At 32.5% G+C, this 10,544-nt stretch carries 10 protein-coding genes and 1 other RNA gene; 1 reads left to right on the plus strand and 10 read right to left on the minus strand.

Going from position 1 to position 10,544, the window contains the following annotated elements:
• Nucleotides 1–264: 264 nt before the first annotated feature.
• The 9 genes from HMPREF2801_RS05355 to HMPREF2801_RS05395 all read right to left on the minus strand — a co-directional run bounded on the left by HMPREF2801_RS05355 (nucleotide 265) and on the right by HMPREF2801_RS05395 (nucleotide 6,476).
• Nucleotides 265–786 (minus strand): ClbS/DfsB family four-helix bundle protein, encoded by a 522-nt coding sequence (locus HMPREF2801_RS05355; protein WP_070611053.1) that lies wholly within the window; start codon nucleotides 784–786, stop codon nucleotides 265–267.
• A gap of 20 nt (nucleotides 787–806) precedes the next feature.
• Nucleotides 807–1,616, minus strand: coding sequence for a putative ABC transporter permease (locus tag HMPREF2801_RS05360; protein WP_070611055.1), 810 nt, complete (start codon nucleotides 1,614–1,616; stop codon nucleotides 807–809).
• 60 nt (nucleotides 1,617–1,676) lie between these two features.
• The gene (locus tag HMPREF2801_RS05365; protein WP_070611057.1) at nucleotides 1,677–2,198 is read right to left on the minus strand and encodes a LuxR C-terminal-related transcriptional regulator; all 522 of its coding nucleotides are present in this window, start codon (nucleotides 2,196–2,198) and stop codon (nucleotides 1,677–1,679) included.
• On the minus strand, nucleotides 2,191–3,204 hold the full coding sequence (locus HMPREF2801_RS05370) for a LacI family DNA-binding transcriptional regulator (protein WP_070611059.1): 1,014 nt from the start codon (nucleotides 3,202–3,204) through the stop codon (nucleotides 2,191–2,193). Before HMPREF2801_RS05370 ends, HMPREF2801_RS05365 begins: the two co-directional genes overlap by 8 nt.
• Nucleotides 3,205–3,214: 10 nt before the next feature.
• Nucleotides 3,215–4,108: a diacylglycerol/lipid kinase family protein gene (locus HMPREF2801_RS05375; RefSeq protein ID WP_070611061.1), complete on the minus strand. Its 894-nt coding sequence runs from the start codon at nucleotides 4,106–4,108 to the stop codon at nucleotides 3,215–3,217.
• Between the two features lie 101 nt (nucleotides 4,109–4,209).
• Nucleotides 4,210–4,704, minus strand: a complete 495-nt coding sequence (locus tag HMPREF2801_RS05380) for a hypothetical protein (protein ID WP_070611062.1) — start codon at nucleotides 4,702–4,704, stop codon at nucleotides 4,210–4,212.
• Between the two features lie 15 nt (nucleotides 4,705–4,719).
• On the minus strand, nucleotides 4,720–5,277 hold the full coding sequence (locus HMPREF2801_RS05385; protein ID WP_070611064.1) for a YtxH domain-containing protein: 558 nt from the start codon (nucleotides 5,275–5,277) through the stop codon (nucleotides 4,720–4,722).
• Nucleotides 5,278–5,373: 96 nt separating this feature from the next.
• A non-coding RNA gene (gene ssrS, locus HMPREF2801_RS05390) (6S RNA) lies at nucleotides 5,374–5,557 on the minus strand.
• A gap of 34 nt (nucleotides 5,558–5,591) precedes the next feature.
• Nucleotides 5,592–6,476 carry an RluA family pseudouridine synthase gene (locus HMPREF2801_RS05395; RefSeq protein ID WP_070611066.1) on the minus strand — a complete coding sequence of 295 codons (885 nt, stop codon included), beginning with the start codon at nucleotides 6,474–6,476 and terminating at the stop codon, nucleotides 5,592–5,594.
• 76 nt (nucleotides 6,477–6,552) lie between these two features.
• On the opposite strand from HMPREF2801_RS05395, the gene HMPREF2801_RS05400 reads away from it, so the two are divergent.
• On the plus strand, nucleotides 6,553–7,353 hold the full coding sequence (locus tag HMPREF2801_RS05400) for an NAD(+)/NADH kinase (RefSeq protein WP_070611068.1): 801 nt from the start codon (nucleotides 6,553–6,555) through the stop codon (nucleotides 7,351–7,353).
• Nucleotides 7,354–7,477: 124 nt separating this feature from the next.
• Here the strand turns inward: HMPREF2801_RS05400 and HMPREF2801_RS05405 are convergent, their stop codons facing one another.
• Nucleotides 7,478–10,066 (minus strand): S-layer homology domain-containing protein, encoded by a 2,589-nt coding sequence (locus HMPREF2801_RS05405; protein ID WP_070611070.1) that lies wholly within the window; start codon nucleotides 10,064–10,066, stop codon nucleotides 7,478–7,480.
• Between the last annotated feature and the right edge of the window lie 478 nt (nucleotides 10,067–10,544).

Consider the following 10,544-nt stretch of genomic DNA (forward strand, 5'->3'; position numbering starts at 1 on the left):
AATTGTTTTTTACTCGACCTTTACAAAAGCTTTGCTGTCTTAATTGACAACTTCTTTATGTTATCATCAAGAAATTATTTTGTCAACTGTTTTTTTAATTTTTTTTCTAAAAAATAACAGCTGTCTTTTTTTCGACAACTTTTATATATTACTATTTTATTTTTTTACTGTCAATAGTTTTTTTATATATGATTTTTTATCTTGTAATTGTAGTTTTACACCCTGTCCTTTCTACTTATAGCTTTATTGTGATCTTTTCTTATTTTAAATTTCTGATAGTTTCTTCCACTTTCTAATTTTTGTTCTAAATGTTTTAAAGGGTGCCACTGTATTTACATGTATAAATTTATAGACTTCCCAGACTGCTGTTTTTGTTGCATCATCAGCCCACCTTCTCATGTGTGGATTAAATAACTCTTCTTCTGTCATATCATCTATAAGTTTTAGGATTTTATTTATATTTTCATCTAATATACTTTTTAATTCTTTTAATGACAAATTTGAATAGCTTTCATTGAACCATTCATATAATTTTCCCAACTCATTCCATTTGAATTTTTCAGATGGTGTTTTTACTTCAATGCCTGCTTTTTCATTTTCTTCCCACTTTAACAAAAGGCTTGTCCATCCTACTTGATAGGAAAGATTTTCTGCCGGAGTTCTATCTACTTCTTCAATTCTTTTGTCTTTCAAATTTTCATCAATATCATTAAATTCTTCGATATACTTTTTATAGGATTTTATAATTTCTTCTTTCAGTTCTTCTTTGCTAGCGTATTTTTTCATAGATGCTCCTCTTTAATTATTTATAAGTGTTCGTTATCTCTTATTAATTTTTTTATTTCTGCTATTTCAGCTTGTGCATCTTCCAGGTTTTTTGTCAAATTAGGAAAGGCTTTTAATATTCTCTTCTCTTCTAGACCTTCTTTTCTTTCTTTTAATTCTTTGATTCTATTCTCCAATTCTATAAATTCTGGTTTCTTCTTTAATTCTTCCTGTTTGTTTTCTATTTGAATAGTTCTGTCGTAGACTTTTATACCTATTTTATCTGATACTTTCCTTATATCTTTGCTTACTCTATCTATTGCCTTAAATTCTTTATTAAGGCCTATAAGAGTATTAACTGTTGCTATCATGTCAATAGCCATTATTATTGCTAGACCTATATCCATATCTTTTAGGACTGCAATTGGTATGAGTTTTACTAAGTCGCTTATAAGAGGGTGAACTGCTTCATATAATAAAAAGCAAAATAAGCCCCATATTACCGAAAATTCAATACATATATAGCCGCCAACATTCAGTTTTTTGTCTGAATAATCCCACCATCTTTCATGGAATATTTTCTCCAAAAGAAATCCTGCTACAAATTCTATTGCTGTTGCAATGACAATTGAGCCTAAAAATAAGACAAATTTGTTTTTCTCGGCTATATCTGTGAGAAAATATATTACTGATATGGCGCCAAAGCCATAAATGGGGCAATAGGGTCCTGACAAAAATCCTCTATTTATAAACTTTCCAACTGTTACTGCGTGAAAGCTCACTTCAACAACCCAGCCTATAAAGGCATAGATAAAAAAGTACATTAAGTACAAGAAAAAATATTTTTCCATTTATTCCTCTATTCTAAATTTAAAAATATGTTAGGTTCACTAACATATTGGATAAAATTATTAAATTTCACTGTAGTTTTTTATGACTTCTCTTCTTCCACTTACTTCTAATTTTTTGTAAAGCACTGTTAGGTTATTTTTTATGGTCTTCTCGCTGATGTAAATTTCCTTCGAGATGTCCTTATTGGTTTTGCCTGCGATTATTTCTTCTAATAAGTACTTTTCTCTTCTTGTAAGTGTCTTTATCTTGTCGAATTTTTTGTTCCTATTTCTCTTAGCTTCCTTTAAGCTTTCTTCTATATATACATGCCCTCTTAAGGTCTTATCCACTGCTTCAAGTATTTCTTCTTCTGATGACTTAAGACTTAAAAGAGAGTAATCAATGTTAAGGGGAAGGTCCCTATCTTCAACTATCCTTATTTTTTCTTCTCTTCTGTTTCCTAAGTTTTTGTCTTCAAAGATCAAGAGATCAAAGTCTTCACTTGTCAATTCATAAAAATCAAGGACTTCATAATCCTTTAATATATTCTGAAGTCCTCTCTTTATAATTTCACAATTAGTTTCAATGGCAATTCTAGTCATTTAAACTTTTTACACTTTCTCTTTCAAGTATTTCTGATGGAAGCACTACATTTTCTGAAAAGTCGCTATCTTCCTTGGCAATTTTCTTTAAAATCTTTCTAATGGAAACTGCTCCAATGTCATAATAAGGAATCTTAACAGTAGTAAGCTTTGGCCTATAAATATCTGAAATGTAAGAGCCGCCAAAGCCCGTTACAGAAATATCTTGTGGTGTCTTGTAGTTGTTGTCTAAAAGTAAGTTCATTAGGTGAATTGCAATTGTGTCATAGGATGTAAAGAAGGCTGTAATTTTTTCTTTTTTAAGTGTCTTTATTATTTCTTCTCCTTCATTTTCTACATCCCCTGCATCAAGACCTTCAACAAATAGATTTATCTTCTTTAGACCATGTTCTTCCATGGCTCTGTTGTAGCCTTCGATTTTTTTCTTTTCAAAGGTTCTGTCATAGTCCTTTCTAATTCCTAGAGAGGCAATATTTTTGTGTCCCTTGGCAATTAAAAGATTTACCATGTCATAGGATGCCTTTTCATAATCAATTGTGGCAGAGAATTTTTCTATGTCGTAGAAATTGCTTATGATGACATAAGGAATTTTGCTTTCTTCCAACTTGTATTCAAGTTTAGGATTGTGCAAGTTTGAAATTACAATTATTCCTTCCACTTGTTTTTGTGCCAACAAGTTTGCAAACTTCATTTCAGATTCTTGGTCGCCATAGGAGCTTGACAAAAGTATGTCGTATTTATACATTCTTCCCACTTCTTCCACTCCTCTTAGGATTTGTGAAATAAAGTTAGACCCAATGTCTTCTACAATTACACCTATTAAATTAGATTTTTTTGTAACTAAACTTCTAGCCACTTCATTTGGCTTGTAGTCCAAAACATCTATGGCGTGCAAAACTCTTCTTCGAGCCTCTGGGCTAACGGGCTTTGAGTCATTTATTACCCTTGATACTGTAGAAATGGACACATCCGCCATTTTTGCTACATCTTTAATTGTAGATGCCATACTTTCCTCCTTATGGTACTATTATTTTCAACCTATTTTCCAACACTTTAAAATTCATAGGAAGTGTAGAAGTCTTTTCTCCGTCAACATCTATTGTCACTTCTTCATCAGATTCAATACTTATATTTTTTGTCTTTAGGTAAATTACCTTGTTGTGATCTATGTGCTTGCCTCCCATTAGTGAGGCAAAGAGTTCAGGCGCATCAGATATTTTTATGCTCTTAAAAATCAAAACATCTAAATAACCATCAGATACATCGGCAAAGGGCGACATTTTTTTAAAACCACCAACTGAAGTTGAGTTGGTTATTAAAAATAAAAGTGAGTCTACGCTTTCGTCAATCTCATCGCTTTTTACCTTTAAATTAATTGACTTTTGATATTTAAAAATTCTCTTTCCCAAAAGTTCCCTGGCGCCTTCAAGATAGTATGCCATATTACCAAGACTTGCCTTTTTTTCAGCAGAGACAGTGTAGGCAATTTCAGTTAGCATTCCGCCAGCAGCTACATTTATAAAGGCCCTATCACCAGCAAGACCAAGGTCAATGGTCTTTATATGGTAATTTTTTATCATTTGATAAAACTTAAAGGGCGAAGTTGGTAGTCCCTGAGCATTGGCAAAGTCGTTTACAGTTCCACTTTGAAGAATTGCAAGTGGAGTATCTCTCTTTGAAAGATATATTCCATTTACAACTTCATTTACTGTACCATCGCCACCAGAACATATTATAAAATCTTCTCCAGTATAATTTGCAGCGAAATTTTTGCCGTCGCCTTCCTCATGGGTAAATAATAATTCAATTTCATATTTATCATGGCTCATAAGCTCAATTAATTCTAAAATTTTGCCAAGAGCTGCACCTCTACCCGAATTTGGGTTTGCAATTATCTTAACTCTCTTCATTCTACTCCCCGTACTATGTAAATTAAATCTCAAAGTTTCCTCTTGGTCAAGACTTAATTATGTAAATAAAAGAAGACGAAGCAATAACTCCGTCCCCTAGATCATTTTAAAAAGACTTCTTTAACTGTCTTTGCAACTTCTCTTAAAATATAAAAATAGTCGATGGCGTTATTTGAACTAAGTGAAATAGTTTTTGCAGTATCAGAAATAACATCTGAAACATTCATAACTGTGCTTGATACCCTTAAAGAAGTATCATCGACCTTTCTTGTAATTCCATTAACAGTGTCTGAAACTGAACCAACTGTGGCAACAACCTTTTCAATTTCTGGTTTTACATCATTTACGAGCTTTGTCGCATCAGTTGAAATTGAATTTACATTTGTAGAAATGTCCTTTGCATTGTCCATTATTGAAGGAACAGTCTTTATAGTGTGATCAATCTCGCCTTGGTTTCTTTCAACAATTTCATTGACATTCTTCAAGATTTTCATTACATTTAAAAGCACTAAAAATAGTGCAACAAGTGCAGCTATACCAGCTACATATAATAAGAAACTTAGTAGGCCACCAATTGTAAATGCTTGATCTAACATTTTATGCCTCCTATCTTATTTTCTAGCTTCCTTTTCTGCCTTGTCTTTTGTTTCTTCAAGAGTTTCCTTTACATTTTCAGAAGATTTTTTTGCTTCTCTCTTGATGTCTTTTGCGCCTTCCTTTAAGTCGCCCTTAACTTCTTCTGCTGTATCTTTAACTTCTTCAGTAGTATTTTTTACATCTTTTTTGATGTCTTCAGCACCAGCCTTAACAACTTCGCCAATTGCTTTAGCCTTTGCCTTAGCTACTTCAACATCTTCATCAAATTCATATTTTTTAATAGCGGCCTTGTCTCTCAAATCATTGTAAGTTTTCTTAGCTTGTTCGCCAGCTTGGTATGCCTTAAATTGAATAGTATCTTTAGCATCGTTAGCTGCGTTTAGTGCTTGATTAGCAGCTTCCTTTGACTTGTTTGCAATGTCTTCACGAGTCTTTTTACCTTCTTGTGGTGCAAATAAAATTCCACCAATAGCTCCAAGTGCAATACCTGTAGAAATCTTAGAAATTTCTTTAAGTCTTCTTCTTCTAGCTGCTTCGTTTCGTTTTTCTTCTAAATAATCAAATAGTCCCATAATAACTCTCCTTTTTTCTCAATGTTCTTTTCGATTCCTTAATTTATTACCCTTATTTATATAAAAATAATCAATTAATTTATATGTCTAATAATAGTAAAAACCGCAATGCCGTTACCTAATTAATTCACCCCGCCCATTTTCATGGTGGGTTAAAAACTTGATAGCGTCTTCTGACTTCCGCTCAAAGGCGGCTTGTCATATCTCACTTATACACAGTTTCCCGTGTTCTATTTGTCGGTTGAATTAAATAGGATTATTTCGTACATCGCAGAATTTACCTAATTAAATTATAACTCAATGAAATCACTTTTTCAATAAAGCGTGGGAAAAAAGTGAAAATCTTCAGGAAGATTTGCAAGAATTTCTATTTCCTCATCCTTCCTTGGAAGCTTTAATTTTATGGAATAAGAGTGGAGGGCTTGCCTACTTATGAAATCAGATTTTTCTCCGTAAAGACTATCGCCAATAATGGGGTGACCAAGGTGACTTAGGTGGACTCTAATTTGGTGAGTCCTTCCAGTGTGAAGAGTCAGCATCACTAGACTCATATTGTCATATTCACTAAGGACCTTATAAGAGGTGATGGACTTTTTGCCAATTACATAATTTACCTCTCGCCTAATTCCATCTTCACTTGTGGCTATGGGTGCATCAATGATTCCTTCCTTATCCTCAAAGATTCCCTGGCAAATTGCCAAATATTTTTTCTCAACCTTGTCTCTAAATTCACTAGAAATTTTATCTTGAGCAAAGGGATTTTTGCAAGCAAGGACTATGCCCGATGTGTCTCTGTCAAGTCTATTAATAAACCTAACCTTTCTCTTAATATTATTTTCCTCAAAATATCCCAAGATATAATTTAAAAGAGTGCCTTGGCTGTCGTCCTTTGCTGTGTGAGTCACCATTAGTGGCTCCTTATTTATTACAAGGAGGTCATCATCTTCATATAAGATGTCAAGAGGTCTTTTTTGAACCTTGCCATTGGGTTCTTCGTCTTCAAATTTTAGAGAAATTATGTCATTTATCTTTAACTTTTTATTTTTTCTTATTAACTTTCCATTTAAGTAAATATTTCCATCTTTTATAGACTTTCTTATCAGGCGAGAGGAGACTCCACGCTCTTTCAAGTAGTCGTTGACCTTCATTTTTTCACTAGCTCTGAAATTTAAAAAGTCTTTTGAATTTAATCTATACATTTTACACCTCTAGTCAAGGAGACTTTATTCGTTTATAATATAAATATTAGAGAAAAAAATCAAGGGGGGTTTAAGCTTGTCAAAAATTATAAATATACTTACAAATGCAAATTTCGAATCAAAAAAAACTGCCACAGAATTGCATAAAGTTTTAACAAGATATGGCTACGAGCCCTTTAACGGCTTCAAAAAAAATGCCGAGCTTTCCATTTGCATTGGCGGCGACGGTTCCTTTATAAAGGCTATTCACAAAAACGACTTTCCAGAAATGCCCTTCGTAGGAATAAATACAGGTCACCTTGGCTTTTATCAAGAGATAAAGCCTGACGAAATCGAAAAATTTGTAAAGGACTACAACAGCGGCAACTACATTGTAGATGATATAAAGCTAATAAGATCGGACATCTACACAAAAAATAAGGTCTATAAATTTTATTCAGTAAACGAAGTTGTCTTAAAGGCAGCCCATTCAAAGACCATACACATGAATGTCTTCATCGACAGAAACCATGTAGAAAAATTTTCAGGAGACGGCATCTTAGTTGCAACACCATCAGGCTCCACTGCCTACAACTTTTCATCTGGCGGCGCCATAGTCTACCCAAGCCTACATGTCCTACAGATGACGCCAATTTCTCCAGTGAACTCTGCTGTCTACCGCTCCCTGGGCTCATCAGTAATCGTTCCTGGAGCTCACACAATTTCTCTTGTTGTTGAAAAGCGCTACAAGGATTCAAATCTTTTATTAGTTGACGGCTCCGAATATTTTTTCAACAACCTTCACAGGGTAAACATTAGGCTATCAAACAAGACCATAAAAAAACTCGTCTTCTCAAATAATTCCTATTGGGACAATTTAAAAGACAAGTTCCTATAAGTTCTGAAAAATTTTCAGAGCTTTTTTTATTTTTTGTGATGCAGCTAAATCAATATAATAAAAACCTCTTGCTAAGAATAAAAAATCTCACCCAAAATTTATGGATGAGATTTTTTATTTTTATTTATTTTTCTTCACCTATAGGAGGAACTGGAAAAGTAAATCTCTTTTCATTCAACCTTATCCACCTTTCATTCTTTCCACTTGTAAGTCTTTCATAGTCATGGCCATTCATAGCTTCTACAATTGGTCCATATGCCCAATAATTTTCTTCAACATCTTTCATTGGTGCTAATTCTGATTTGTGTGACTTTATAAAATCTAGATCAGCGTACCTATTTAAAATTATATTTGTAGCACTTACTACCTCTGCTCTTGTAATATATTTATCAGGCTTAAATGTACCATCTGGATAACCACTTATCCAGCCTTTATTTGCAGCCTGTCCTATTACTTTACTTGCCCAGTGATTTTCACTTACATCAGAAAAACTATTATTTCCTTGCCCGTCTAAATTATCAAAGCTTGCCGCCATTTGAGCAAATTCTGCTCTTGTTATCGGTTGATCTGCTTTGAAACTTCCATCAGGATATCCTTTAACAAAATTTTTCTCATTCATAAATGTTACTGCATAGGCATACCAGTCATTCTCCTTGACATCATTAAATACAATGCTGTATATTTTATTTTTTTCAGGCCTATCTTTTAACAATCTAGCAAACATCATTGTTACTTCTGCTCTTGTCATTTGTTTATCTGGGCCAAAAGTCTCATCAGGATAACCCTTCATATAAGCATAGTGGTCTAATAAATTAATTTCTTCTTTTCCTGCTATTACTTTTATTGTTTCTGGTTTTTCAGATTTATGCCATGTCTTTATAGCATCTGGTTGTTTTATCCAAATAGCATAAACTACAGTATCTTGGTTTACAATAGTACTACCAGTAAAGCTTGTACCAGTGCCATCTTCTTTTGTATTCCACTCTTTAAATATATATCCATCTTTAATTGGATCTATTGGCATTGACTCATTAGTTAATGAATCATTGTCGATTGTTTTGCCTTTTTCCACAGTAACAACTGCATGAGTTTTGTCAGAATCTTTGAAAGTAACTTTTACATTTTGAGCTTCTTTATTAAGAGTAACTTTTGGACTTGGAAATTCGATGTCTGTTCCCTGAATTCCATTTCCATCAATAGGTGTCAATTTAGCTGATTTATTAGTGTCAAAAGAATAATTACCACTTGTTTCTGGTACCTTAACGAGTTTTTCATTATACTTAAGAACAGCTGGCTTTTTTGGATACAAAGTTTCATTTATTTCTAACTTAAGATTTTCATTTTCACCTTTTGTATAAGTTAAAACATAACGATAAGTTCCGTCATCTAATTTTCCAAAGCCATATTTTGTTTCATCAATTTTTTCAGGTTTAAGATTTTCCTTTGCAACTTCAAGGCTAATTTTATTAATGTCATTTACAAAATCAAAATCTTCGCCTATATAATCTGTAAGATAGGAGCCTTTTGTGATTTTATCTAAGATTCCCTTTTTTATGTTAGCAAAATCAGTGTTGAGTTCTCCATTGTTAGACTGCCTTGATAAATATTTTAAAAATTCACTACCATCAAAATCAGCTGCATTTTTAAAATATACATTCATTTTGTAACCAGCATTCACCATTTCTTGAAAAGTATCATCTGTTCTCATAAAGGCAACGTCAATGTTTGATGGTGCATTTAAATCAATTGGAGTTATTATATTATTAAGTCCGCCACCTTTTCTTCGTGAGAAAATTGTATATTTATAGTCATATTGTTGCCAGTTTTTTGAATTATCATTTTCTTGTCCCCTATAATAATCTAAATATTCGCCTAATTTTTGCCAATTCTGCATAGCTTGAGAGAAAATAAAGTTACTGCCATCAGAAAATTTCTTCCAATCATTTTTTAGATTATATTCTCGACTTTGATATTCCCAAATTCCACCTTGTCTATCAGCTCCATAAAGATAGTTTGTTCCAGTGCTAGGATTTGTTTGCTTTTTCGGGTCTCCAAAGGATCTAGTATAGGCTTCTTTGTAATTTCCATCCTTACAGTAAAGATAAGTTGCCCCATCACTAATAAGAATAACATACTTATTTTCTGATAGTACATCATTATCCTTATCTAGCATATCTTTTGCAGCTAAAAGTCCTGCATGCATATTAGTGCCAAAGCCAGGAGAAGATCCCATTGCATTTATTATTCCATCATAATCAGAAGTAATATCTGTTAAATCTTGTTTTATGTTTCCTATATATGAAAAAGAAACTACACCAACCTTTACATTCAAACCCTTTTCTTGTGTTTCGTCTTTTAGGGTCTTCAAAAATCCCTTTGCTTGCTCAAAAATTTCCTGTTCCGCTGAAGCTCCTGATTTATCAAGTACAAAAACAACATCGGCTGGTAAAACCTCTTGCTTGCCTGGAAATTCTAATTTAATAGTTGTTTCCAAATTTTCATCTAATGTCGTAGCTTCCTTGATATTTCTATCTAAGCTATCAGCATTGGATTCAGAATTATCATTGCTTGCTTTTAATTCATCTTCCGTAAGATTATTGCTGTTGATTTCGTTAAAAGCACTTGCATTAACAGTAATTCCTTCTGTTAATATTGCTAGCATCATTAAAGTAGCCAGCAAAAAACTTGTGATTTTTTTTGTAAATTTTTTCATAATATTTTCCTCCTTACATGTTTAAATTTATAAAAAAAAATTGACAAAAGTACATACCTATGCAAGGTAATTGCTTTTGTCAATTTAAAAACCATATAAAAAAAGGCAGAATTATCCTGTCTGTCTGTCTGTCTGTCTGTCTTAATTATTGAATCCATTATCATAACTTGTCAAGTCCTTTTTATTTTTATTTATTATATCATTTTTTTATTTCCATTACAATAATAATAGTCACAATTCTCAACTTGTTTACAGCCTTTGCATTTTAAATTGCAACAATAAATTAGCTACTTTATATAAAAAAATAAACTAGACAATCTTTTTCCATATCTATTTAAATAGAAAATTTTTTCTGTAATTTTTTCATAAATACTTTTCTAGCATTTAAAATCTTATCCATTAATGATGTCTTAACTACAAATTTAAAAAGCTCTTGCTAAGATTATAGAAAAAATCTCACCCAAAATTTATGGATGAG

Origin of the sequence: Peptoniphilus sp. HMSC062D09 (assembly GCF_001811425.1) — a bacterium.
In the GTDB taxonomy this organism is placed as follows: Bacteria; Bacillota; Clostridia; order Tissierellales; family Peptoniphilaceae; genus Peptoniphilus_A.

Excerpts from the sequence above, each read along its gene's own strand:
- HMPREF2801_RS05405 (WP_070611070.1), bottom strand. The coding sequence starts at position 10,066 with ATGAAAAAATTTACAAAAAAAATCACAAGTTTTTTGCTGGCTACTTTA.
- HMPREF2801_RS05355 (WP_070611053.1), bottom strand. The coding sequence starts at position 786 with ATGAAAAAATACGCTAGCAAAGAAGAACTGAAAGAAGAAATTATAAAA.
- HMPREF2801_RS05365 (WP_070611057.1), bottom strand. The coding sequence starts at position 2,198 with ATGACTAGAATTGCCATTGAAACTAATTGTGAAATTATAAAGAGAGGA.
- HMPREF2801_RS05380 (WP_070611062.1), bottom strand. The coding sequence starts at position 4,704 with ATGTTAGATCAAGCATTTACAATTGGTGGCCTACTAAGTTTCTTATTA.
- HMPREF2801_RS05375 (WP_070611061.1), bottom strand. The coding sequence starts at position 4,108 with ATGAAGAGAGTTAAGATAATTGCAAACCCAAATTCGGGTAGAGGTGCA.
- HMPREF2801_RS05370 (WP_070611059.1), bottom strand. The coding sequence starts at position 3,204 with ATGGCATCTACAATTAAAGATGTAGCAAAAATGGCGGATGTGTCCATT.
- HMPREF2801_RS05385 (WP_070611064.1), bottom strand. The coding sequence starts at position 5,277 with ATGGGACTATTTGATTATTTAGAAGAAAAACGAAACGAAGCAGCTAGA.
- HMPREF2801_RS05395 (WP_070611066.1), bottom strand. The coding sequence starts at position 6,476 with ATGTATAGATTAAATTCAAAAGACTTTTTAAATTTCAGAGCTAGTGAA.
- HMPREF2801_RS05360 (WP_070611055.1), bottom strand. The coding sequence starts at position 1,616 with ATGGAAAAATATTTTTTCTTGTACTTAATGTACTTTTTTATCTATGCC.